Annotated in this window: 21 protein-coding genes and 1 tRNA gene; 9 read left to right on the forward strand and 13 right to left on the reverse strand. The window is 60.8% G+C overall.

The annotated features are described in order from the left end of the window. The first annotated feature begins 702 nt into the window (after window positions 1–702). Together CP49_RS04870 and CP49_RS04875 are read left to right on the forward strand one after the other, a co-directional pair. Window positions 703–1,629 carry a formylglycine-generating enzyme family protein gene (locus tag CP49_RS04870; RefSeq protein ID WP_057849229.1) on the forward strand — a complete coding sequence of 309 codons (927 nt, stop codon included), beginning with the start codon at window positions 703–705 and terminating at the stop codon, window positions 1,627–1,629. A 128-nt stretch (window positions 1,630–1,757) separates the two neighbouring features. Beyond that, window positions 1,758–3,431, forward strand: coding sequence for an arylsulfatase (locus tag CP49_RS04875; RefSeq protein ID WP_156438059.1), 1,674 nt, complete (start codon window positions 1,758–1,760; stop codon window positions 3,429–3,431). A gap of 509 nt (window positions 3,432–3,940) precedes the next feature. Here CP49_RS04875 and CP49_RS04880 read toward each other — a convergent pair. The 3 genes from CP49_RS04880 to CP49_RS04895 form a co-directional block, all read right to left on the reverse strand. Then, window positions 3,941–5,419, reverse strand: coding sequence for an arylsulfatase (locus CP49_RS04880; protein WP_082645868.1), 1,479 nt, complete (start codon window positions 5,417–5,419; stop codon window positions 3,941–3,943). A 358-nt stretch (window positions 5,420–5,777) separates the two neighbouring features. Then, the gene (locus CP49_RS04890; RefSeq protein ID WP_057849167.1) at window positions 5,778–6,419 is read right to left on the reverse strand and encodes a ParB/Srx family N-terminal domain-containing protein; all 642 of its coding nucleotides are present in this window, start codon (window positions 6,417–6,419) and stop codon (window positions 5,778–5,780) included. A 463-nt stretch (window positions 6,420–6,882) separates the two neighbouring features. Next, window positions 6,883–7,368, reverse strand: coding sequence for an endo-1,4-beta-xylanase (locus tag CP49_RS04895; RefSeq protein WP_057849168.1), 486 nt, complete (start codon window positions 7,366–7,368; stop codon window positions 6,883–6,885). Window positions 7,369–7,385: 17 nt separating this feature from the next. Here CP49_RS04895 and CP49_RS44310 point away from each other — a divergent pair, with 17 nt between their 5' ends. After that, on the forward strand, window positions 7,386–7,538 hold the full coding sequence (locus CP49_RS44310) for a hypothetical protein (RefSeq protein ID WP_156438051.1): 153 nt from the start codon (window positions 7,386–7,388) through the stop codon (window positions 7,536–7,538). A gap of 155 nt (window positions 7,539–7,693) precedes the next feature. Then, window positions 7,694–8,197, forward strand: coding sequence for a hypothetical protein (locus tag CP49_RS04900; RefSeq protein WP_057849169.1), 504 nt, complete (start codon window positions 7,694–7,696; stop codon window positions 8,195–8,197). 72 nt (window positions 8,198–8,269) lie between these two features. Here the strand turns inward: CP49_RS04900 and CP49_RS04905 are convergent, their stop codons facing one another. The 4 genes from CP49_RS04905 to CP49_RS04920 all read right to left on the reverse strand — a co-directional run bounded on the left by CP49_RS04905 (window position 8,270) and on the right by CP49_RS04920 (window position 11,636). Further along, window positions 8,270–8,545: a hypothetical protein gene (locus tag CP49_RS04905; RefSeq protein ID WP_156438053.1), complete on the reverse strand. Its 276-nt coding sequence runs from the start codon at window positions 8,543–8,545 to the stop codon at window positions 8,270–8,272. 515 nt (window positions 8,546–9,060) lie between these two features. Continuing rightward, complete coding sequence (locus CP49_RS04910; protein WP_057849171.1) at window positions 9,061–10,365, reverse strand: AAA family ATPase; 1,305 nt, start codon at window positions 10,363–10,365, stop codon at window positions 9,061–9,063. Continuing rightward, window positions 10,362–11,279: a toprim domain-containing protein gene (locus tag CP49_RS04915; RefSeq protein WP_057849172.1), complete on the reverse strand. Its 918-nt coding sequence runs from the start codon at window positions 11,277–11,279 to the stop codon at window positions 10,362–10,364. Before CP49_RS04915 ends, CP49_RS04910 begins: the two co-directional genes overlap by 4 nt. Before the next feature lie 99 nt (window positions 11,280–11,378). Beyond that, the gene (locus CP49_RS04920; protein ID WP_057849173.1) at window positions 11,379–11,636 is read right to left on the reverse strand and encodes a helix-turn-helix domain-containing protein; all 258 of its coding nucleotides are present in this window, start codon (window positions 11,634–11,636) and stop codon (window positions 11,379–11,381) included. Between the two features lie 124 nt (window positions 11,637–11,760). On the opposite strand from CP49_RS04920, the gene CP49_RS04930 reads away from it, so the two are divergent. After that, window positions 11,761–12,339 carry a TraY domain-containing protein gene (locus CP49_RS04930; protein ID WP_082645870.1) on the forward strand — a complete coding sequence of 193 codons (579 nt, stop codon included), beginning with the start codon at window positions 11,761–11,763 and terminating at the stop codon, window positions 12,337–12,339. Continuing rightward, window positions 12,336–13,556, forward strand: a complete 1,221-nt coding sequence (locus CP49_RS04935) for a tyrosine-type recombinase/integrase (RefSeq protein ID WP_057849176.1) — start codon at window positions 12,336–12,338, stop codon at window positions 13,554–13,556. Before CP49_RS04930 ends, CP49_RS04935 begins: the two co-directional genes overlap by 4 nt. 86 nt (window positions 13,557–13,642) lie before the next feature. Here CP49_RS04935 and CP49_RS04940 read toward each other — a convergent pair. After that, window positions 13,643–13,718: transfer RNA gene (locus tag CP49_RS04940), tRNA-Trp, on the reverse strand. Window positions 13,719–13,872: 154 nt separating this feature from the next. Between CP49_RS04940 and CP49_RS04945 the strand changes: the two genes are divergently transcribed. Next, window positions 13,873–15,096 carry a serine hydrolase domain-containing protein gene (locus tag CP49_RS04945; protein WP_057849177.1) on the forward strand — a complete coding sequence of 408 codons (1,224 nt, stop codon included), beginning with the start codon at window positions 13,873–13,875 and terminating at the stop codon, window positions 15,094–15,096. A 119-nt stretch (window positions 15,097–15,215) separates the two neighbouring features. Here the strand turns inward: CP49_RS04945 and CP49_RS04950 are convergent, their stop codons facing one another. After that, window positions 15,216–15,983 (reverse strand): SDR family NAD(P)-dependent oxidoreductase, encoded by a 768-nt coding sequence (locus CP49_RS04950; protein WP_057849178.1) that lies wholly within the window; start codon window positions 15,981–15,983, stop codon window positions 15,216–15,218. Window positions 15,984–16,071: 88 nt separating this feature from the next. Beyond that, on the reverse strand, window positions 16,072–16,782 hold the full coding sequence (locus tag CP49_RS04955) for a histidine phosphatase family protein (protein ID WP_057849179.1): 711 nt from the start codon (window positions 16,780–16,782) through the stop codon (window positions 16,072–16,074). A 139-nt stretch (window positions 16,783–16,921) separates the two neighbouring features. Between CP49_RS04955 and CP49_RS04960 the strand changes: the two genes are divergently transcribed. Continuing rightward, window positions 16,922–17,707, forward strand: a complete 786-nt coding sequence (locus CP49_RS04960; RefSeq protein WP_057849180.1) for an SDR family NAD(P)-dependent oxidoreductase — start codon at window positions 16,922–16,924, stop codon at window positions 17,705–17,707. Between the two features lie 98 nt (window positions 17,708–17,805). Here the strand turns inward: CP49_RS04960 and CP49_RS04965 are convergent, their stop codons facing one another. From CP49_RS04965 to CP49_RS04975, 3 genes are all read right to left on the reverse strand, one after another. Then, window positions 17,806–18,717 (reverse strand): DMT family transporter, encoded by a 912-nt coding sequence (locus CP49_RS04965; protein WP_057849181.1) that lies wholly within the window; start codon window positions 18,715–18,717, stop codon window positions 17,806–17,808. A gap of 135 nt (window positions 18,718–18,852) precedes the next feature. Beyond that, entirely contained in the window at window positions 18,853–19,911 is a 1,059-nt protein-coding gene (locus tag CP49_RS04970; RefSeq protein WP_057849182.1) for a phosphotransferase family protein, read from the reverse strand. A 210-nt stretch (window positions 19,912–20,121) separates the two neighbouring features. After that, a complete protein-coding gene (locus CP49_RS04975) occupies window positions 20,122–21,354 on the reverse strand; it encodes an acyl-CoA dehydrogenase family protein (protein WP_057849183.1) in 1,233 nt (410 codons plus the stop codon). Window positions 21,355–21,564: 210 nt separating this feature from the next. On the opposite strand from CP49_RS04975, the gene CP49_RS04980 reads away from it, so the two are divergent. Beyond that, entirely contained in the window at window positions 21,565–22,257 is a 693-nt protein-coding gene (locus tag CP49_RS04980; RefSeq protein ID WP_057849184.1) for a TetR/AcrR family transcriptional regulator, read from the forward strand. The last annotated feature ends 579 nt before the right edge of the window (window positions 22,258–22,836 follow it).

Below are 22,836 nucleotides of genomic sequence, written 5' to 3' on the forward strand. Positions count from 1 at the left end.
GCCAAGCCTTATTGCGGGATGCGGCACACCCAAAGCAACATAGGCGGCTCGAAAAAATCCGAAGCCGCCTATGCTTGCCGAGCCTACGGAGAGCGACTTCTATAGCCTCAGCTAGTAACCCGCGCGCCTGCCATATATGGCGGAGGATTAATGTTTGACCAAGGGTTCTCCATTGGCCCAAAGGGCAATGATGCTGCAGGACCTGCTGCAATTGTACGGAGTCGCTGGATACGTCGGAAGACCGGATGCCAGATCGGTCTCCACCGTTATACGGCGATTAGCTCATGACGGAGCAAACGCGTCGTCGAACCGATCAGTTGATTGAGATCGATGAATTCTAGCCGATTCCCATCTTTCCTGAGCAAACCGCGCAGCCCCGTTGAATAACCTCATCGACACGATTGTCTCTCTGCACTGTATCTCTCAGGGCGTCACGAATCTCGAGGAAGTTTGGTGATTTCGGTGCCAGCAGATAAAGCGCGGCCTGCGCTTTTTAACAGAATTGTCACAATCAGACGCATTGATTTAGATCAAGATCGCCGATTTTGCCGCGGGTGAAGTAGCCGTGCTCGCGGGAATGGCCCTTGACCAGCATCCCGCCATGATCACCGGGGGGTGATACGTGACATGACGGCGATATTCTCTGCCTCCACTGCCAAGGCTGATGTCACAGTTGATGACTGCCTCTCGCAGCCTGACGGGATGATCTGGATACCCGGTGGCACTTTCCGCATGGGATCGGACAAGCACTATCCGGAAGAAGCTCCGGCGCACCGCGTCGCCGTGGACGGTTTCTGGATGGACCGCTATCCCGTGACGAACGGTCAATTCAGGGAATTCGTAAGAGCGACCAAACACGTCACCGTCGCCGAAATTCCACCCGACCCCAAGGATTATCCGGGAATGCTCCCGCATATGATCTACGCGGGCTCATTGATGTTCTCTCCGCCCGCGCATCCGGTCAGTCTCCGGGACTTCAGCCAGTGGTGGACCTTCGCCAAGGGCGCGCAATGGCGGCATCCCTACGGACCCGGAAGCAACATCCGTGGGCTTGACGATCATCCCGTCGTGCATGTGGCATTCAACGATGCGCTCGCCTACGCGAAATGGGCTGGCAAGGATTTGCCAACCGAAGCGGAATGGGAATTTGCAGCGCGCGGCGGGCTCGACGGTGCCGAATTTGCCTGGGGCGATGAATTCACACCGCACGACCGTCACATGGCCAATACCTGGCAGGGTGAATTTCCGCGGCAGAACGTCAATGCCGATGGCTTCGAGCGCACCTCGCCGGTCAGCGCGTTCCCGCCGAACGGTTACGGACTTTACGACATGATCGGCAACGTCTGGGAATGGACGGCCGATTGGTATTCGCCAAAGCATCAGGCGGATGCTCTGAAGGCTTGCTGCATTCCGGAGAACCCGCGCGGCGGCCGCGAGGCCGACAGCTATGACCCGAGAACCACCAATGTGAAAATTCCACGAAAGGTCATCAAGGGCGGCTCGCATTTGTGCGCGCCGAACTACTGCCGACGCTACCGGCCGGCAGCGCGCCATGCGGAGCCGGTCGATACTTCCACCAGTCACCTTGGATTTCGATGCATCAGGCGAGGAGCCACTGACGCATCATAAAAAGGGAGAGCGACGCCATGTTGGATTTCATATTCAATGACAAGCCGCCTTCTGCCGCAACGCCGCCAAGCAAGTCGTCCGGTTGTCTCAAGCGATCCTGCGCCGCCTTGTTGAGCGCATCGATGTTGATGCCACTGTCCGGACTGGTCAGTACGCCGGCGGTGGCGCAGCAACCGCCGCAGAAACCCAATATCCTCTTCATCATGGGTGACGACATCGGCCTCTACCAGCCGAGCATCTATCATCGCGGGTTTATGGTCGGCGAGACGCCCAACATCGATCGCATCGGCAATGAAGGCGCGATATTCACGCATTACTATGCCGAGCAGAGCTGCACGGCCGGTCGCAACGCCTTCTTCACCGGCATGCATCCGCTGCGCACCGGCATGATTCCTCCGCAACTTCCGGGCAGCCCGTCCTATCTGCGGCCCGGTACGCCGGCGCTTGCCAAATTCCTGCTCGATCTCGGCTACAACACCGGCGAGTTCGGCAAGAACCATCTCGGCGACCACACCGACGCGCTGCCGACCGCGCATGGCTTCCAGGAATACTGGGGCTACCTGTATCACCTCGATGCGATGCAGGGCGTGAGTTTCCCGGACATCAACAAGTCCCCCACCCAGCAGGAGGTTGCCCCGCCATGCAGGAATACGCCGATCCCCGGCATCCCGGAGGTGCCGGGCGCGGTCGATCCGAAAACGACGATTTGCCTGACGCCTCCGCGCAACGTCCTGTCGTGCAAGTCGGATGGTACAGCCAGGACTCAGCAGTGCATCGACCAGGGCCCGCTGACGCTCGAGCGATCAAAGGGTGTCGACGAGGAAATCTCGGCCAAGGTCATCGACTTCATCGACCGCAACGATCCGAAGACGACGGGCAAGCCTTTCTTCGTCTGGTACAACCCTGCGCGCATGCACATCACGACCGTGCTGAATGACAAATACTCGGCCATGATCGGCACGCCGGGTGGCAAGGACTGGGGCCTCAACGAGGCCGGCATGAAGCAGATGGATGACAACATTGGCTATGTGCTCAAAAAGCTCCAGGACATGGGACAGCTCGACAACACAATCGTCGTGTTCACGACCGACAACGGCGCCGAAACCATCACCTTTCCGGACGGCGGCACCACTCCGTTCAAGGGCGGCAAGCTGAGCACCTGGGAAGGCGGCATGCGCGCTCCGGCGGTTATTCGCTGGCCGGGCGTCATCAAGCCAGGCACCGTCAAGAACGACATCTTCGCGGCGCTCGACTGGCTGCCCACGTTTGTCAACGTCGCGGGTGGCGCAAAGGGAGACGCGCTGAAGAGGCGCATCGAGGCCGGCCAATATCCCGGCATCGTGAAGACAACGCTCGATGGCGTCGATCAGACCGAGTATCTTTCCGGGCGTTCGGAAAAGTCGGCGCGCGATACCTTCTTCTACTATTCGGGCAAGGATCCGTCGGCGGTCCGCTACAAGAACTGGAAGATCTACTTCACGATGGTGTCCGACGCCCCACAGGGCTTTATTGCCGGAGCGCTTCCCTATCACTGGGCCCAGGTCGTCAATATCAAGCGAGACCCGTTCGAGACCTCGATCGGTTCACAATACAAGACGCTCATGGGCATGGGTGGCGTAATCGGGTCCCCTTCTACAGCCTACGTCTACGACTGGAACATGCTGCCCATCGGCCAGGCGCTCTGGCTGAAGGAACTCGAGACCTATACTTTGTACCCGCCGCTTCAGGACCCGGCGAGCTACAACCTCGACCAGGTGCTGCAACAGATCAAGCAGGCCAAAACTGCTGGTCGCAGCGACTAGTCGCGACCGTCAGAGCGGATTGCAGCTCAAAAGAAAGAGGAGAAGTGGCCGGTCGGAAAGGACCGGCCACTTGTTCGGGGAACGGGAGCTGAGCCATGAAATGCACGAAGCGGTCGTTTGCCGTCATCTGCGTACTCTTAGCGGTGCATCTGTACTTGAGTATTGGAAGACTCAGTGCTCGCGATGCCGATCGCGGCTCTGATACCTTGGCACGCGCTGAGACAGCTAAAAAACAATGCATAAACAGCTGTCGTGCACGCTATCGCGACTGTCGTCGTCTGAACCAATTGCCGTCGTTCGAGTGTCGGGGTGTTTACCAGGACTGCACCCGATACACCTGCACCGGCTCAGGACCAGGATGACCGACGAGCGTTTTTCCGCCATAAGCGGCAACGCCAGCCCGCGCTATACCTTCAGGGAAGGTAAACTCGCTACCAAAGACGTTTATCGCAAGCCGATCACGCTCTAATTCGCCGTTGCTAGCCTCTTATCCAGACCTGCCTGCGAACTCACCTCGCAGCGGCCTCGGGCGGCCTGTAAGGGTCTGGGGTACCGAGTTTGATCGGAGGGTACTTCCTGAGGCTCGCCTCGAACTCGCCAATGATCCTAACTGCGGGATCGGCAACCCACGAATGGGAGGCCGCGACGTCGCGTTCTTCCTTCCGGTCGGTCAGCAGGTTGATGATCTTCGGCAACGGCAGTTTCTGCGGCGGCGCGTACATATTTTCCTGCCAGATCAAATGCACTTTCCAGTTTCGCCTTTTGACCGCTGAGAGGCGGTCGGCGACGTAGGCCGGGAAACCCTCGCGGTTGGAGGTCTCCTGTTTGCCAAAAAAGAAGTCCTGCTGATCTACGCCGTCAATCGGACGATCCGTGGGGACCTTCGCGCCCCCAACATGCGCAAGCGTCGTGAAGAGGTCCACGATGTGAACGATTTCGTTGCTGACGCGGCCCGCTGGCACCTTGCCCGGCCAGCGGATGATGAACGGCGCTCGCAGTGAACCTTCCATCGCCGTGAAATACGTCCCCCGCCAAGGTCCGTTGTCACCCTCCCACGGGTGGGTCGCCTCCGGGCCATTATCGCTGCCGAATACGACGAGTGTGTCGTTTTCAATGCCCGCTTGCTTGATGGCGTCAAGGATTTGCCCGGTGCGGTGATCCATTTCGGCGAGGCAATCGGCCCAATCGCCGTTGCCCGTTCTGCCCGCGAATTCCAGATTTGGAAGCGTCGGCATGTGAACCTGCGCGAATGGAACGTAAGCGTAGAATGGCTTGCCTGCGCTCGCATTGCGCTTGATGAACTCCACCGCACGGCTTGTAATCTCCGCGTCCATGGTGCGGCGACGATCCACGTCCAGCACCGCGACCTGCCGGGGTTTTTCGCCCTTGCGGGCTTCATAGATATGTTGGGGGTGAACCACCTTTTCATTCCAGCCCTGCTTGTTGCCCACCGATGGCCACATGCTTTTCGTCTCGTTCAGGGATGGCCACATCGCTTCGTCGTAGGTGCGCGGGATGCCATACCACTCGTCAAATCCCTGATTTGTCGGCATCCGATCCTCGGCGCTGCCGAGATGCCATTTACCCCACATACCAGTTGCGTAGCCCTGCACTGACAACAGCTCCGCGGTGGTGACTTCCCACTGTGTCAGCCCGTCTGGTTCGCCACCAATCGGGACTTCGTAGGTGCCGGAACGGATGGCAAAACGGCCGGTCAAAAGTGCCGACCGAGATGGTGTGCATTGTGCTTCGACGTTGAAGTTGAGCAGACGCGTGCCCTCATCGGCGAGCGCATCAATCCGTGGGGTGGGCGCGCCGCGAAGGATACCGCCGCCATAGACGCCCAACTCCCCATAACCCAAGTTGTCTGCGAGGATAACAACAATGTTGGGCTTCTTCGGCTGTTGCGAAGCCGCGGGGACACTTGCAACCGTCACTGCGACGAGCGAAGCTAACGAACCGAGCCAGATGCCTTTGTTCGTATGCATTTTCCAACCCCCTTTGTAGCGCTTTGGCGCGCTGCCCCACTATGCGCAAAAGCTTGTCGCGTTAGCCCATAATCAATCAGATATTGCGGCGAGGCAATCAGGGCGCTTTGGAATTTGAGCGTGACTTACTGGGAAGTTTTCAAGCTAATCGCACTGGCATTTCTGATTTCAACCCCCACTACCGCCGCCGGCGCTGCGTTGTTATGGTGGTTCATGAAACAGCCGCCTCACTTGGTCGCGCCTAATGATACCAAAGCCAAGCGTGTGGACGTCGGCTGTTGGCACATCGCGTCATTTCGCTGCGCTGCGGTATTTGGTCGGTATCGGGGCATAGCGGACATCGAGTAAGCCGCACCAATCAATCTCGATGTGTGAGTACGCGCCCTAGATATTCGGCGCAGATCGCGGTGAGCGCATTGCCTTGCGGCGATCGATTGGGATTGTCCGGGTCACGTGGCTTGGTCGCACTGGCGATGGCGCGCTCGACGATCCCGAATTGCTCGCCGTAGAGAATGAACGTCATGTCGCGAAACGGCGACCGCTCGCTGTCGGGCAATTCGGGCATCTGCTCTAACTCGCCGACCCCGACGGACAGCTTCGATAGCTCGTCCTCGCTGATGCCGGTCAGGCCGATCTCGAAACCGCCTTCCAGCAAGTCGCTCAATTCAAGCCGCAGCATCTCGTCATCCCAATCGCTCGCGTCGGTGAGCCGATTGTCCGCGATGACATAGGCGCGCTTCTGGTTCTCGGTCCACCCGCGCGCAACGAGGACCGGCACCTCGGCGATGCCGAGCAACTTGCCCGCCGCCAACCGGCCATGACCGGCCAGCACCATTCCGTCATCGGCGGCGAGGATTGGCATGGTCCAACCCCACTCGCGAATAGACGCCGCGATCTGCTCAATCTGCTCAGGCGAATGCCGCCGCGAATTGCGCTCATAGGGCCGCAGCCGCTCTATCGGCCACATTTCCACCGCGCGCGATTGCGCCAGATCATCCATTGCGATGCCATCCCTCGGTCGTCGGTGACGCCCGGCGGTAACCCAAACAAAGGGGCAAAAAGCCGGGCAGAAATATGCGGATTTTTTGCGCGCGGCGGCCGCGCGGACCCAGGGAGCCGCGATACGGTCCCTAAATTTTCGCGCGAAAATCGCGATGCATGGCCCATTGCGGGCCGCGCAGGGCGATGGCATGGCCTCAATCGATCAGGCCGCCCCTCCTCCCCTCGGGGCAGACCCGCCAACCGGCAGCCATTGCAAGCCACGCTGATGCGGCGATGTGAGCCCGGGGGCTTGCGAGGGCGGGCAGGCGCATGACTCGCCGAGGCGGGAGACAGGCCCGGCAAGAGGATGCCCCTGCCCGAGGGGAGGAGGGGCTATTCGCTCAGAGATGAAGGGGAAGGGTCTCCCCCCTTACCCCCTCCTCCCCCTGTACCTTTCGATGCGCTGCATGTCGATGTTCGGATCATGGCGCGGCGGCGCGTGGCGGCGCGTTCATGATCGCGCGCTCAATCTCGAACGCGAGCGACTTCGCTTGATAGGCGCTGTCGAATGGCAGCGGTCGCGGTGCGGTGTTGACCAGCCATGAATACCTATCGGCCAACTGCCACGTCATCAGCGCCTTGACGTTGGGGAACAACAGCACGTCAGCGAGGAATGGACGGACGAAGGTAGCGACTGCCGTGTCGATGGTAGCCGCAGCGGTGCCGGTCGGCAGCGCGGGCGCGGTGCTGCCAGCGTGGTGCACGTCCAGTTCGGAAATGTGGACTTCCAGACCCCGGCCCTGCAACTCCTGCATCAACCACATGACGCCTTCATGCGTGGCCCTCGCCCACATGATCATCAGATGGCTCTCAAGTCCGACACCATGGATCGGGCAGCCCTGATCGAGCAGCCGGTCGATCAGGGTGAGGAAGGCAACCCGGGTCCGCCCCTCCCCCCACGTCGACATCCTGTCTCTGCTGCCAGATGACGTATTCGGGCGTTACCAATCTCGTACCGGAAACCGTCAATCTGACCTTTCTGCAAAAGGTAAAAAACGCGCTGCTGGTCACCTATCCGCAGACAGCTTTGCGAGGCGATGGCCAGGTGGTCGTGACCCCCTTCAACCAAACCCCGTAGAGGTCTCGCCGGGGTTTCTCTGCATCGATGAGAGTGTTCTTGTATGCGACACGAGCAATGGTGGTCGTTACACCCTGTCCAGCGCTGCGGCCGAGGAGGCTAGCCTTTCCGCGTCGGACGCTTATTGCAACGGCAATACTCGGGCACTGACCCGGATGATGAAGCAGTGGCAGCGCGAAAACAACGTTTCCTTGAAGTCGTTTCAGCTTGAACGTTTGTCTGTGGAGTTCTTGTCGAATTGGGAAAGCAATCAGCGCGACCACTTTTGGTACGATTGGATGGTGCGCGACTTCCTTGGTTACCTGATCGGCCGCGCCAACACATTCGGATGCACGCATACCGGCGGCGATCTTCACGCTACTAGGCGACAGTTCTCCCGCCGGTATCGGGCGATTAGGCTGGATGAGACGATTAAGGACTACGAGCTACTCGCAGGCGAATTTACCAACCTTCGAGATCGCTTTCGACAGGCGAAGCTGATTGGCTCACAGAGGCCAGCGGCAGAGTTCGAGGCCGAGGTGAAAGCGCTGATCCCAAGGCTAGAGAAAGCGCGAAGCCGGGTATTGGCACCGCCCGAGCGCTACTTCCGCAAGGCTCAAAAAAATCGGTACCGGAGACTACGTACACGATCGGGATCTCAAAGCGCGCTAGAACTTTAAGCGCGCTAGGACTTTCCGATTTAGAACTCGTGGAGCATTGATCAGACGAAAGCCAAGGCCCGTTGGCCGCGCCTACGATAAGGTAATCTGCCCAAGTCGCACAAACTTGGTGACGTCATATTCGATGGAAATGACGTTCGACATATTTTTCGCACCCATGGCCGCAAGCTGCTGACCTGAGAATTCAATGGTGTACTCCGGTTGCGTCCAACTCACACCGTTCAACGTGGCCACCCCAAGCTGCTTAGATTGGCCGACGTAGCGGCCAGGCGACATCATCACTCCCGCCTCAAGCTCGACGGAAGACCTGGCAGTGAGATGGACAGATTGCTTTCTTACCTGCGTCATTTCGAACTGTTGGTTGCAATGGAGAAGCCATACCACTGTGATGGTCGATTTGCCAACATTCCGATGGGTCGACCCTTTCGACCACCGATTGCCGGATCGATCTCTGGTCTAAAGGTACTTTGGGCTGGGCAGTCCGGCGCGGGTACGCGGGACCGCGCCCGAAAGGCATATTTGACCGGATGATTTTCCGTTTTGCTTCGGTTATGTCACTAGCGCGTGCGCGCATCGGAGCTAGGGGGCCCGGCAGGTTTGCGGTAACCGCACCTATGGGGCCGTCAGGGGCGGTAAACAGCCGCCGAACGGCTAAAAGATACGCAGAGCGATGGGAAAGCAGGAGAAGCCAGCCATCGGCCGCTAAGACCGGCGCGGTCATGTTGGGGGCCGCTTTGCGCCAGTGCCAGTTGCCAGTCCCTAAAGGGACTGGCGCAACTGGCGCACTGGCGCAAATCTCGGCCCTTTACGCCCGATGGCTGCGCCAGTGTGCGCCAGTAATGCGCCAGTTGAGAAGCTGGCGGCTATTCGTCATCGGGACAAGCCAATGCCGATACTGCGGGCGCTTCCGGCTTGAACGGGCCGGGAATAATGAAGCTGCGATCCTTACGGTCCTCGTCCCTGCGCCTCTCGATGTCCAAGACTTTATTTTCCAGCCATTTCTTGATGATCGCTTGGAGGCTTGCGAGGTCTTTCGGGTCCGTGTGGCCCTCATGCGCTACCGTCAGACCGAGTTGCTTGGCGAGCGCATAGCCGAACCACTCCGGCGACCGCCGGTCGGCGCGATATGCGCCAGTCCGCGCCAGTGTTCGCGCCAGTTCCATGTCCGTTTTGGTGAGATATTTGAAGGGGTCGGGCGGCTCCCACGGACTGGCGCACGCAATCCGGTCTCCATTGACCAGATTTTCGACCACGAGACGCATCCATTTTGACTTGCCGAGCGGCCCCATATTGGCCTTCCCGTTGGTGATGCGAATGTGCAGGCGGCGCTCGTCGTCCGACAGCCCGAGCTTTACGGCCTCGTCTCGCGTCATGAGGTTGAGCACCCGCGCCGAGCGCACCGCCCAAAGTACGGAAGACGCACCGCGCATATCTTCAACGGTCGTATCGGGCTGCCCCGATTTTGGTTTACCGGGATGGTGAAAGACCTCACCTGCTGAGTTGGTCCGCCCGGCGATCGAGCCGAAGCCTTCCTTGATCACCACGTCCATGTGAGCATTGTCATTCTCGATCACGCTATGAAAAGAGATCAGCGGGTCGATCATGAAAACGTCGATGCCATTCTGGCGGATGAAGTGCTCCATGTAGTTGAGGGCAGCCTGATCAATCACCGGCCTACCTGCGATCAGCGTGGCGATCCGCAGGGGTTTATCGCGGACAGATTGGACATAGAGGCGGTCGGCCAAGTCCGTCCGCGTGATGCAATAGTGCTGGCATGTAGCGGCGACGCGCCGGTCGAGTTCGTCCTGATCTTCCTCGCCATTGCAGAACCAAACCCGCAGCTTCCCTTGCGGCGAGACAACCTTGGTCGCGATGTCGAAGCCGACGGCCATACAAACGGCTTCGTAGACGGCGCGCGTGGTTTTGGCGCGACCGCCAGCACCAATGGTCGCCCCGATTGCACCGCGAATGTAGTGACCCTCGTAGAGGCTGTGCCGCTTCGGAATTGTCGCCGGGTCACGCCACCACGGGACCGGAGGCTCGCGCTTTTGCTTTTCGCCGGGATCACTGCCGTTTGTGCGCGGCGGCTCCGGCTTTACCTTGTCGATATCTTCAAGTGTCGCGGCTTTCCCGCGCTGTTTCATGCTGTAGTTGATGTCGGCGGTCATCGGGCACTGCTCCCGATTTCGAACGGCGGAATTAGCCGGACTTCGATGTCACGCCCTTGCAGCAGTTCGGCGAGCCTTGCTGAATTTTCTCGTCCGGCCTTATTGTCATCGACGCAGATTGAAACGCAATCGACATGGGCAGGAACGCTATCGGCCAGCGCGGGCATCCGCGTTGCACCGCCTGCGGCCCAAGCACCGATCCCCATCGCGGCGTGCACCGACAATGCGTCCTCGACGCCTTCGCAGATCGCCAGCGCATTGCTGCACTCAGCAAATGGCGCGCAGATCATCGGCGTCCCGAGGCAGCGCCCGATGGTGATCTTGGCCGGATCGCCATCATCTGCGCTGGGGCGATGACGGTCGCCGCCGTCAGCATTGAGTTTGATCAGGTGAACACCGGCAACGGCTTCGTCGGCCAGGCGCAAAACGCCGGGTTCGATTTCGGCGGGGATGCCGTAAGCGCAAACAATGGCGTGCTTGTAGTCGCTGCACGCAGGCAGGTAGCGGATCGTCGGCGGGATCGGCCCGGTATAGGCGCGGGCTTCCCGAATATATCTCGTTGCGGCGGGCGATTGGTTTACCGCCCGCCCAAGCCCAAACAGAAAGCGCGCCGTGCGAAGCTGCGTCACTGCGTCGTCGGCGCCAATCCGCTTGGGCGGCGGCGCTCGCGATACGGGCCGTGAAGGTTGATCGTACCTGTCGGTCAGCCCTCGGTGACGTAGCTGGGCGAGAACATCCCCGGTTGCGCAGCCGCCCCAGCATTTCACCAGCAGCGCGTCATGGCCGTCGCGAAGGACTAGCGAACGGCCGCCGTGAGCGGGACAGAGGCAGCGCCAAGCGGTGCCTTCGCGCCGTGCTTCGCCGAGGGTTTGGGCGATGGCTGCGGCGCTTGTCATCGCGGCTGCCTGGGCCATTGCGGATTTCGAGTGGCGACCCTAAAATGACGCGGCCACATTTGAAAACTTTCCAAGCCGCTTGGGCGAACGCATCGACAGCCTCGCCCGGCGGCTTTTCTATTTGCGCTTGCCGATCTTGATCGGGGCCACTTTGGCGGGCCCTTCGGCAATGGTTTCGGGTTGCTCGATTTTTCGCAGCCACGCGGCCACCGGAACCCTCAGAAGTGCCCCAAATCTCAGAACCGGGATTTCGCCCCTTTGAGCGGCCGCATAACTCGCGTTCCTCGAAAGCCCGACCATCCTCCCCGCCTCGGGCACCGTAATGGTCAGGGTAGCTTGGCCGTTGTCCGGGCCGCTCCAGTCGGCATTAGTCATGACCAATCTCCATGGCTGCGTAACCTATTACGCAAATCAGCATTAGGCCTAACCCGCCATAACCCAGCTTGACTGTCAAGGCCAATGCGTAATAGTTGACGCAGATTTCGGGAAAGGACACCTGATGCCGCGAACCGTCGGTAGCACCAGCAAGCGGAAGAAAACCTCTGGTAAGCGGCATCCGCTCAATATGCGGACAACACAAGAATTGCGGGATCGCATGGAGAATGCGGCCCAACGCTCGGGCCGATCACTCGCCGCCGAGGTGGAGGTTCGGATGGAGCATTCGTTGAACAGACAGGACTATCTGGTCGAGCAATGGGGCCAGGACGTTTTTGACATCGCCGACAGCATGGCCAAGGCGCTTTGGCATATCGAGCAATTCACCGGCCAGAGATGGATTGATGACGAAAGCACTTTCCAGCTTTTCAGCATGACGGCGGCGGAACTGATCCGATCTTATCGCGACCTCGTTTTGCGGAACGGCCGTGACAGGCCGACCGGCTCGCTCGATGGCAAATCACCGGCAGAACTGGCGCAAATGTTCGCGGGCTTGGGCGGCATAAACCCGCCTCGTGCTCGTGGGAGCGATGATCAATCAATAGCTGACGCCCGCGCTAGCCGCGAAGCATGGGGCAAGACACTCGAACGCTTGGGTTCGCGGCCACTACCAAATCGGCAAGCAAAGGAAAGAAAGCCATGAAGGGCAGCATCACGCAGCGCTCCCCCGGCAGCTATTCGATCATCCTCGATCTCGGCAAAGACCCGGCGACCGGGAAGCGGCGACAGAAATGGCACACGTTTCGTGGCACCAAGCGGGAAGCAGAAACCGAATGCGCTCGGCTGATTACCGAAATGGGGGCGGGCGAATATGTCGAAGCCTCCAAGCTGACGCTCGGCAAATGGGTTGACCAGTGGATTGAGGCCGGGGCACCGGGAAGGCGACGGAAGAAGGTTAGCCAGCGGACGTTGGAGCGTTACGGGCAATTGTTGCGGACGCATATCGAGCCCAAGCTCGGCAATCGGCTACTCCAGAAATTGCGCGCGCCTGACATCGACAGGCTCTACGCCGACATGGCGGAAGCCAAACTCATATCACCACGGACGCAGCATCATGTTCACACTGTTCTCGGTGCCTGTTTGGCGACCGCCCACCGCAAGGGGCTGATATCCGCCAATCCGATGGTGCGGGTTGAGCAGGTTCCCGCGCCGGAGAGTTTCGATCCCGACGAGGAAACCGACGAAATCGGAGAGGGTTTGACCGAAATCGAATTGGCGACATTGATCGCTGGGTTCAAGCCATCCGGCATCTTTCCCGTTGTCGCGCTGGCAGCCGCCAGCGGCGCGCGTCGGAATGAACTGTTGGCCTTGCGCTGGTCCGATCTTGATGCCGATAAAAAGACGCTGCGGATCGAACGGGCTTTGGAGCAGACGAAAAAATTCGGGATCAGGATCAAGCCGCCAAAAACGAAGCGCGGTTTTAGGACCATTGATCTGGATGACGGAACCATTGCGGTATTGCTGAGGGCAAAGGAACGGCATCAGCGGCTCTGCGCTGGCATTCCTGACGTTGCCGAGGTTGATCTTTCCCTGATCCGACTGCCCGATGACGCGCTGATGTTTCCGGCCCTCTCCGTGTCATTCACCACACCGCGCCACCCGCGCAACTTTTCCAAGGACTTCGCTAAGCAGGCCAAACGGCTCGGTTTCGGCAAAACGCGGTTCCACGATCTGCGTGGCATCCATTCGACCGCATTGCTCGACGCCGGCATCCCCGTGCACACCGTCGCCCAGCGGATCGGTGACGATCCCGCCATCCTATTGCGGAATTACACCAAGCGGAAGCGGACGAAGCAGGCCGACAAAAAGCTGTCCGAGACCATCACGGGTTTGGCAGCCGGATTTCTTGGCGTCGGTTGATCGCGCGGCTGCAAGGCCGCGTTAGCAAATCCGTTAGCAAAACCGAATGGTAGCGATGTTGGAACAGCCTAAGTATTTGAAATCATTGGCAGGAGTGGCAGGGCTCGAACCTGCGACCCCCGGTTTTGGAGACCGGTGCTCTACCAATTGAGCTACACTCCTGCAGGGAAGCGGCGTGTGCGGCCGCTTCGCGCCGTTTCAAGCATAGGCCATGCCCCGATTGCAAGGGGCGAAGCGGCTTGCCGCCCTATCCAAAGCAGGGCTTCTGAGCCAAACTTTGTCCTCGGCACAACAAGCAAGAGCAACGGGAGAGACCATGAACGCCCAGACCGCCACCCGGCAGACATCCGCCCCCCAGACCCCTTCTCTCCCCGACGCCAAGCCGGAAACCATAGGCCTCTCGAGTGCCCGTCTGCATCGGATGTCGGATGCCTTCAAGCGCGAGGTCGACAAGGGAACCCTCCCCGGCGCCACCGTGATGGTGGCGCGGCGCGGTCAGATCGGCTGGTTCGATGCGATCGGCCGCCAGAGCCCGGCGGGAAGCGCGCCGATGGCGCATGACAGCATCTTCCGCATCTTCTCGATGACCAAGCCGATTGTGTCGGTCGGCATCATGATGCTGGTCGAGGATGGCCACTTCATCCTGGGCGATCCCGTCGCAAAATTCATTCCGGAATTTGCCGACCAGAAGGTCGGCGTCGAGAGCAACGGCAAGCTCGACCTCGTGCCTGTGAAGCGGCAGATGACCGTTCAGGACCTGCTGCGCCACACGTCCGGCCTGACTTACGACCACACCGGCAACGGCCTGGTCCAGCAGCTCTACCAGCAGTCGCGGCTGCGCAGCCGCAAGATCACCAACGCCGAGCACGCGACCATGATCGCCGGTATGCCGCTGATCTGTCAGCCAGGCGCGGAATGGAACTACAGCCGCTCGACCGACGTGCTCGGCCGCATCATCGAGGTCGTCTCCGGCAAGTCGCTCGGCGCGTTCCTGACCGAACGCATCCTGGCGCCGCTGCAAATGGCCGAGACCGCCTTCCATACCCCCGAAACTAATACCGGCCGCCTCGCCGAACCGTTTGCGACCGATCCCTGGAATGGCGACAAGGTGCAGCTCTTCAACATGCTGGAGAAGCCTGCGATGGAATCCGGCGGCGGCGGGCTGGTCTCAACCACCATGGATTATGCTCGCTTCTGCCAGATGCTGCTCAACGGAGGCTCGCTCGACGGCAACAGGATCATCGGCCGCAAAACGCTGGAGCTGATGGCTTCAGATCATCTCAGCGCCGGCGTGAAGGTCGACTCGCCGCTGATGCCGCCCGGTCACGGTTTTGGCCTCGGCTTCGCGGTCCGCACTCACCGCGGCATCGCGCCTTTCCCGGGCTCGCTCGGCCAGTTCTTCTGGAGCGGCATGGCCGGCACGTTCTTCTTCATCGATCCGGCGGAAGAGCTGTTCACAGTGTTCATGATGCAGGGCCCCGGGCAGCGCGAATATATCCGCAACATGCTGCGGGATCTGGTTTACGCGGCGGTGGAATAAGACGCAGCGTCATTCCGGGGCAGCCCGTTAGGGCTGAACTTTGGTGCGCACTTGCGCACCAGAGAATCTCGAGATTCCGGGTTCGCGCTGGCGCGCGCCCCGGAATGACAGGCCAATAGTCAACTGATCGTCGCGCCGCCGTCGATCACGACGGTCTGGCCGGTCATGAAGTCGCCGGCCTTCGATCCCATCAGCACCGCGGCGCCTGCGATCTCGTCGGGCACGCCGATACGCAAGAGCGGCGAACGCGCGGTCGACGCCTTCAGCGTCTCCGGATTGTCCCACAGCGCTTTTGCGAAATCGGTCTTGATCAGGCCGGGCGCGATGCAGTTCACGCGAATATTGTGCTTGCCATATTCGCAGGCGAGGTTACGCGCGAGCTGCATGTCGGCGGCCTTCGAGATCGCGTAGGCGCCGAGCACGGTCGAACCTTTCAGGCCGCCGATCGACGACACGATCACGATCGAGCCGTCCTTGCGCTCGATCATCTGCGGCACCACCATGTTGATCAGCCAGTTGTTAGCGACGATGTTGTTGTCGAGGATCTTGCGGAACTGGTCATCGGAAATGCCGGCGAGCGAACCGTAATAGGGATTGGACGCCGCGTTGCAGACCAGCACGTCGATCTTGCCGAAGGCGCGGTTGGACTCGTCGACGAGGTTCTGCAGGTTTTCCTTGCTGGAAATGTTCGCAGCGATTGCAACCGCCGTTCCCTTGCCGAATTTTTCATTGATCTCCTTGGCGACCTGGTCGCAGACATCCTGCTTGCGCGAGGAGATCACCACCTTGGCGCCGTGCTCGGCCATACGCTCGGCAATGGCACGGCCGATGCCGCGCGTGGAGCCGGTGATGACGGCGACTTTCCCGGTCATATCGAACAAGCTCATGTCTCTCTCCCGATGTTGATCCAGCGCGATGCCGGTTTCGTCTTGAATTCGAACTAAGCAGCCTTTGCGGTTCCCGACAACTTAAGGCTCAGCCAAGTTTCGTCTCCGGTGGCTCGACCTCCGGTCCCGCCGGCTGATGCATCGCGTTGTGCGAAGCGTCCGCGATCCAGGGCTGCTGGTTGACCATCGGCAGCCGCCAGCCGCTGTAATTGGCACTCGAGAGATGATCGAGCCGTGTCACCGAACAATTATCGATATCGAAGGCCATGCTCTTTTCGGGCTGACCGCCGAGCGCGAGGCCGATAGCGGCCCTGATCGTGCCGCCATGCGCAACCACGACGATGTTCCTGCCCGCCTGTTCGGCATTGATGCGTTCGATCGCGCCGCATGTGCGATTGTACAGGTCCATGAAACTCTCGCCGCCGGGCGGGACCTCGTCGATCTCCGCAAACCAGTGACTGCCGACCGGGCGGCTGGCGAGGAACGCCGCGCGGTTGAGGCCCTGCCACTCACCGAGATGCTGCTCGGCGAACGCATTCACGTGCGGCATCTCCGAAGGCTTGGGAAAGCCCGCGGACCAGATCGCGCTCGCGGTCTGGTGCGTGCGCTTCAGATTGCTTGCATACCAGATTGCGTTACGCGGCAGAATTTTTCCGACCGCCTCGAATACGATGCGATCGCTGCAGTCGCAGCCGAGATCCTTCTGTCCGTAAATGCAGCCGCCATCTTCGCGGACCGGCGCGTGGCGAACCCACCACCATCGTGTCGTGATCGTCAGCGGTTTGTCTGTATTGGACATCGCGAAAGCCCTTCAATACTGTTCGTTGTCGCTGTACGTCAGAGCATACATCGTCTCAAGTGCCTCAGACGTTTGAAATCTTGTTTGAATTCCGCAAGGCGGCAGACGCCGACACGCGCAACACGGTAGGGAGAAGCTCATGGGCCGCCTCGAAGGCAAATCCGTCATCATCACCGGCGCGGGCAGCGGCATCGGGCGCGCAGCATCGGTGTTGTTCTCCAAGGAGGGGGCGAAGCTCGTCATCGTCGATAAGACCGACGGCGTGAAGGAGACCGCCAGGCTCGTCAGCGACGCCGGCGGCACTGTCGAGGCCGTGATGGCGGATGCGGGTTCGGAACCCGACGTGAAGGCGTTCATCGACAAGGCGGTGGCGAAATACGGCAGGCTCGACGCGATCTGGGCCAATGCCGGTGTCAGCGGCGGGCTGGTGCCGCTGGCCGAGCAGACAGTCGAGCACTGGCAGGAAGTCCTGCGCGTCAACCTGATCGGGCCATTTCTGGCGATCAAGCATTCGATGCCGCATATGATCAAGCAGAAGTCCGGCTCGATCGTCTGCACCGCGTCCGTCGCGGGCCTGAAGGCCGGCGCCAGCGGACACCCCTACGGCGCGAGCAAGGCCGGCGTCATCAGCCTGGTGCAGACCACTGCCTACTCGCTGTCCGGCACCGGCGTGCGCATCAATGCGGTGTGCCCGGGCCTGATCGAAACCGGCATGACCAAGCCGGTGTTCGACCGCGCCAAGGAGCGCGGCACCCAAGACAAGATCGGCCAGCTCAATCCCCTGAAGCGCGCCGGCCAGCCGCACGAACTCGCCGCGATGGGATTGTTCCTCGCCAGCGACGACGCTTCCTATGTCAACGGCCAGGCGATCCCGGTCGACGGCGGCCTCACCGCGTCGATGCCGTATACGGGGAAGCCGGTTTAGTTCGTCATTGCGAGAAGCGTAGCGACGAAGCAATCCATACTGTCGGTTCAGCTCGATGGATTGCTTCGCTTCGCTCGCAATGACGGATGCCATGACGATCACAACCCGTCCGGCGGAAAGCCCGATGATTCCGCCGCCAGCGCGCGGTGACGGATGCGCTCGCGGTAGAAGGCGTAGAGACCGGACAGCACGATGATGGATGCGCCCAGCACCATCATCGCATCGGGCACATCGCCGAACACGAGATAGCCGAGCAGCATCGCCCACAGCAGCGCGGAATAACGGAACGGCGCCACCGCCGAGATGTCACCCGAGCGCAGCGCCGAAATGATGCATTGATAGCCGATCAGGAGCAGCACGGCGGCTAGCGCCTGCAGGCCAAGCGCGCCTGTCGATGGCTGCGTCCAGCCGCCGAGCGGGACGAGTATGGCGCCGCCGGCTGCCGTCACAGTTACGGTCGTCAACAAGGTGATGAACAGTGACGGGATCTTGGCGGGTATCCCCCGGGTCGCGAGATCGCGGAGCGCGCAGAATGCGACCGACACCAGCGCGAACACCGAATACTGGCTGAAGCCCGCCAGCCCGGGCCGCACGATGATAAGCACGCCGATGAAGCCGGCCACGATCGCCGACCAGCGCCGCCATCCGACCGGCTCGCCGAATATCACGGCGGCGCCGAGCGTGATCGCCAGCGGCAACGCCTGAAAGATCGCCGAGGTATTGGCGAGCGGCAGATGCGCGAGCGCCGCCATGAACGAGATCGTGCCGCCGATTTCGCCGAACACCCGCAGCGCTACTGGCTTTTGCATCAGCGTGCGCAGCGGACGCAGCGCGCCCTGATGCCACGCGAATGCCGCGACCAGCACGATCGCGAACAGCCCGCGCACCAGCATGACCTGGCCGAAGTTCATCTCTGACGACACCGCCTTGGTGATGGAGTCGTTCATCGTGAACGCCGCCATGGACACCGCCATCAGCAGGCTGCCGCGGATATTCGGAGAGAGTGCCAACTGGATTTCCTCATGGTGAGAAGCGCGAAGCGCGTCTCGAACCATGAGGCCCCATCTGTGGCCTACATCCTTCGGGACGCCCGCTCTGCGGGCTCCTCAGGATAAGGGTTTTTGAGCAGCTATGACGCAGTAGGATTAAGTCGCGCCGGCCTTCTGAGCATATTCCCAGGAAGACTTCGACAGCGGCACGGTGCGCGCCGCCGACTCCAGCGCCTTGGCGTTGGCGGCGGTGCCGTCGCGAATACGTCCGGCGATACCCTGCGTGATGCCCGCCAGGCGGAACATGTTGTAGGCGAAGTACCAGTTGAGGTCGGGCACTTCCATGCCGGTGACGTTGCAATAGATCTGCGCGGCCTCTTCCACGCTCGGAATGTTCAGCGCCTTGAGATCGGCATTGGCCAGACCCGGCATGGTCCACTGCATCAACAGATAGGTGAAGTCGGCCATGGGATCGCCGAGCGTCGACAATTCCCAATCCAGCACCGCCTGCACCCGCGGTTCCGTCGCATGGAAAATCATGTTGTCGAGGCGATAGTCGCCGTGGACGATCGAGACGCGCTTCTGCTCCGGAACGGTTCGCGGCAGCCATTCGGCCACCTTCTCGAATTCCGGAATGTGCTGCGTCTCGGACGCGCGGTACTGTTTGGTCCAGCGATCGATCTGGCGCGCGAAATAATTGCCGGGCTTGCCGAAATCGCCGAGCCCGATCGCTTCCGGATTGAAGACGTGAAGCTTGGCGAGCGTCTCGATCTTGCTGGTGAAGATCTGGCGCCGCGCATCCGGCGTCTGGCTCGGCAGCGTCGGATCCCAGAACACCCGGCCCTCTTCCATCGACATGATATAGAAGACCGCGCCGATCACGGCGTCGTCGGTGCACAGCGCATAGGCCCTGGCAACCGGAAAGCCCTGTTTTCCGAGGGCTGCGATCACGCGGAACTCGCGGTCGACCGCATGCGCCGACGGCAGCAATTTGCCGAACGGCTTGCGGCGCATCACGTAGGATCGGCCTGATGTCTCGAGCTTGTAGGTCGGGTTGGACTGGCCGCCCTTGAACTGCAGGACTTTCAGCGGCCCCTGATAGCCCTCGACGTGCTCGCGCATCCAGCGGTCGAGGCTCGCCTCGTCGATGCGATGGCGCTCCTCGACTTCCTTGGTGCCCGAGAACTCTTCGTCTTTCCTGACGCCGTCCGCCACGATGACGCTCCCTTAAGTTTCTTATCCGTCGTTCCGGGATGGTCCGACCCTTCTACGCTTGCTGCGCAAGCTTCGCAGGGCTTAAGTCCGCCGAAGCGCCTGAGCGCGAAGGCGGAAGGACCAGACCCGGAACCTCGAGATTCCGGGTTCGCGCTTCGCGCGCCCCGGAATGACGGCTGAGAGAGCGCTGCGTTCGCCCCCCTCGATTAGTTAGTGCGTAGCGTTTGCATACTTCCGAAGTTCAAGTCTGGCAATGGCGCGGTTATGCACCTCGTCCGGACCATCGGCCAGACGAAGCGTACGGATATGCGCATAATCCCGCGCCAGGCCGGCATCGTCGGAGACGCCGCCACCGCCGTAAGCCTGGATGGCGTTGTCGATGATCCTCAGCGCCATATTGGGGGCCGTGACCTTGATCATCGCGATCTCGGCCTGCGCGGTCTTGTTGCCGACCTTGTCCATCATGTCGGCGGCCTTGAGGCACAGCAAGCGATTCATCTCGATGTCGGCGCGCGCTTCGCCGATGCGCTGCTCCCACACCGAGTGCTCGATGATCTTCTTGCCGAACGCGGTGCGCGAGGCGAGCCGCTTCACCATCTTCTCCAGCGCCTCCTCGGCCTTGCCGATGGTGCGCATGCAGTGATGGATGCGGCCCGGGCCGAGGCGACCCTGCGCGATCTCGAAGCCGCGGCCTTCACCGAGCAGAATGTTTTCCTTCGGCACGCGAACGTTCTCCAGCAGCACCTGGGCGTGACCGTGCGGCGCATCGTCAAACCCGAACACCGGCAGCATCTTCTCCACCTTGATGCCGGGCGTGTCGAGCGGCACCAGGATCTGCGACTGCTGCTGGTGCTTCGCCGCCTTCGGATCGGTCTTGCCCATCAGGATCGCAATCTTGCAACGGGGATCGCCGACACCCGACGACCACCATTTGCGGCCGTTGATGACGTAGTGATCGCCGTCCTTTTCGATGCGCGTCTCTATGTTGGTCGCGTCCGACGAAGCCACCGCAGGCTCGGTCATCAGGAAGGCGGAGCGAATCTCGCCGTCCATCAGCGGGCGGAGCCACTTCCGCTTTTGCTCCTTGGTGCCGTAGCGGATGAACACTTCCATGTTGCCGGTATCGGGGGCGGAGCAATTGAATACCTCCGAGGCCCAGGAGATGCGGCCCATCTCTTCCGACAGCAGCGCGTATTCGAGGTTGGTCAATCCCGCGCCGCGGAATTCATCATCCTCATGCGCGTTCGGCGGCATAAACATGTTCCAGAGGCCTTCGGCCTTCGCCTTCTTCTTCAGTTCCTCGAGGATCGGGATCACCTTCCAGCGCGGTCCCTCCGCATCCTGCTTCTCGTAGATCGGCACCGCGGGACGAACATGGGTAGCCATGAATGCGCGCACGCGATTCAGCCATTCCTTCTGCTTCTCGGACATATCGAAGTTCATGGGACGCTCCTCGGCTCTTAGCTTCTGAGATTGTTAGGCCGCACTGTCTGCCCACCGCCTGTAGCCCGCAAGGCATTTTGCGGATGGCGGTGACAGTCCGGACCGGCCGAAAATGCGATCCGTTCGCAAACGTGGATTGACATTTCCAGCTCTTCAAACGATAGTTTCATACAACTGTTTGAATTGCAACTGCCCAAGCGGGTACCAGATATGTCGAGCGATCGGACCCGGTCTGCCATCCTTGCCGCCGCCGAACGGCTTTATGCCGATCGCGGCTTCGGCGACGTGACGCTGCGCGACATCGTCGCGGAAGCGAACGTCAATCTCGCCGCGGTGAATTATCATTTCGGCTCCAAGGATGAGTTGATCGCGGAACTGTTCGTCACCCGCAGCCTGGCCACCAACCGCGAGCGGCTCAACGAGTTGAAGCTTGCCGAGGAAAAGGGCGGCGGCCGCGCCCCGATCGATGCCATCCTGCATGCGCTGGTGGGCCCTACCCTGCGCGGCTGCCTCGGCCCTGACCGCGAAGGCTCGACGGCGGCGCGCTTCATGATCCGCGCCTCGATCGAGTCGGTGCCGCCGATCCGCCGCATCAAGAACCGCGAGGTCGATCATCTGCGGAAATTCATCGCCGCGATGCGCCGCGCGATGCCAGGCCGCGACGACGCCGAACTCTATTGGGGACTGCATTTCGCGCTGGCGATGTCGCATCACACCATCCGGGAAAAAGAGCGACTGACCAGATTGTCGGAAGGACAATGCGACCTCAACGACGTGGATGCCATTGTCGATCGCGTGGTCTCGGTCTCGGTGATGGCGCTGGCGGGCGGCGAGACGCCGGCGAAGAAGGTACCCACGCGACCGGCGGTGCCGCATGGCAGGCTGACCCGGCAAGACTTGTAATCCAGGCGGCAACTGGCTTCTCGTAGCCGAATGAACCAACGGGCGACGACGGTTCTCTCCGCGTCATTGCGAGCGCAGCGAAGCAATCCACGTCTCGGCGCGGGGATAGATGGATTGCTTCGCTGCGCTCGCAATGACGTGGATACAGTTTCGCGGTCTCGCGACATGAGCTGCCCGAGGTATGTCAAAATTTCCCGCCCTCTCCAATCAGAGGGCGCAGGGAAGACCGGGTGCTTGCTGCACCCGCGGTCTCGCGTGCGATTTGCGCAAACAAAACTGCACACGAGCATACAGGGCAGCGGGAGCATTCCGGCCTTCCCTGCGCAATGGCTTTACGGCTTACTTCGTGCTCTCCCCGGTGAACGGCTTTCTTGCCACCGTCGTCACGCAGAAACCTCCGCGCAACTTAACGCCAGCACCGCGGCGTCCGGACCACACGACTTCGCCGTACGCGTCAGGCGCGTACGTCTAGCGCGCCTCTCGCGTCCATCGCATCTCACCGCACGTTCGTGACAATGGCCAACGCCCCTCATCTGCGTGAGACGGGCGGAGTTATGCCGGTGATTTGCGTGAGAACGA

The organism is Bradyrhizobium valentinum, from assembly GCF_001440405.1.
In the GTDB taxonomy this organism is placed as follows: Bacteria; Pseudomonadota; Alphaproteobacteria; order Rhizobiales; family Xanthobacteraceae; genus Bradyrhizobium; species Bradyrhizobium valentinum.

Coding starts and splice junctions, on each gene's coding strand:
- CP49_RS04880 (WP_082645868.1), bottom strand. CDS start 5,419: ATGCATACGAACAAAGGCATCTGGCTCGGTTCGTTAGCTTCGCTCGTC.
- CP49_RS04935 (WP_057849176.1), top strand. CDS start 12,336: ATGAAGGGCAGCATCACGCAGCGCTCCCCCGGCAGCTATTCGATCATC.
- CP49_RS04975 (WP_057849183.1), bottom strand. CDS start 21,354: ATGAACTTCGATATGTCCGAGAAGCAGAAGGAATGGCTGAATCGCGTG.
- CP49_RS04875 (WP_156438059.1), top strand. CDS start 1,758: ATGCCACTGTCCGGACTGGTCAGTACGCCGGCGGTGGCGCAGCAACCG.
- CP49_RS04950 (WP_057849178.1), bottom strand. CDS start 15,983: ATGAGCTTGTTCGATATGACCGGGAAAGTCGCCGTCATCACCGGCTCC.
- CP49_RS04870 (WP_057849229.1), top strand. CDS start 703: ATGATCTGGATACCCGGTGGCACTTTCCGCATGGGATCGGACAAGCAC.
- CP49_RS04960 (WP_057849180.1), top strand. CDS start 16,922: ATGGGCCGCCTCGAAGGCAAATCCGTCATCATCACCGGCGCGGGCAGC.
- CP49_RS04895 (WP_057849168.1), bottom strand. CDS start 7,368: ATGTCGACGTGGGGGGAGGGGCGGACCCGGGTTGCCTTCCTCACCCTG.
- CP49_RS04910 (WP_057849171.1), bottom strand. CDS start 10,365: ATGACCGCCGACATCAACTACAGCATGAAACAGCGCGGGAAAGCCGCG.
- CP49_RS04905 (WP_156438053.1), bottom strand. CDS start 8,545: ATGACGCAGGTAAGAAAGCAATCTGTCCATCTCACTGCCAGGTCTTCC.
- CP49_RS04915 (WP_057849172.1), bottom strand. CDS start 11,279: ATGGCCCAGGCAGCCGCGATGACAAGCGCCGCAGCCATCGCCCAAACC.
- CP49_RS44310 (WP_156438051.1), top strand. CDS start 7,386: ATGACGTATTCGGGCGTTACCAATCTCGTACCGGAAACCGTCAATCTG.
- CP49_RS04955 (WP_057849179.1), bottom strand. CDS start 16,782: ATGTCCAATACAGACAAACCGCTGACGATCACGACACGATGGTGGTGG.
- CP49_RS04900 (WP_057849169.1), top strand. CDS start 7,694: ATGATGAAGCAGTGGCAGCGCGAAAACAACGTTTCCTTGAAGTCGTTT.
- CP49_RS04930 (WP_082645870.1), top strand. CDS start 11,761: ATGCCGCGAACCGTCGGTAGCACCAGCAAGCGGAAGAAAACCTCTGGT.
- CP49_RS04980 (WP_057849184.1), top strand. CDS start 21,565: ATGTCGAGCGATCGGACCCGGTCTGCCATCCTTGCCGCCGCCGAACGG.
- CP49_RS04920 (WP_057849173.1), bottom strand. CDS start 11,636: ATGACTAATGCCGACTGGAGCGGCCCGGACAACGGCCAAGCTACCCTG.
- CP49_RS04890 (WP_057849167.1), bottom strand. CDS start 6,419: ATGGATGATCTGGCGCAATCGCGCGCGGTGGAAATGTGGCCGATAGAG.
- CP49_RS04945 (WP_057849177.1), top strand. CDS start 13,873: ATGAACGCCCAGACCGCCACCCGGCAGACATCCGCCCCCCAGACCCCT.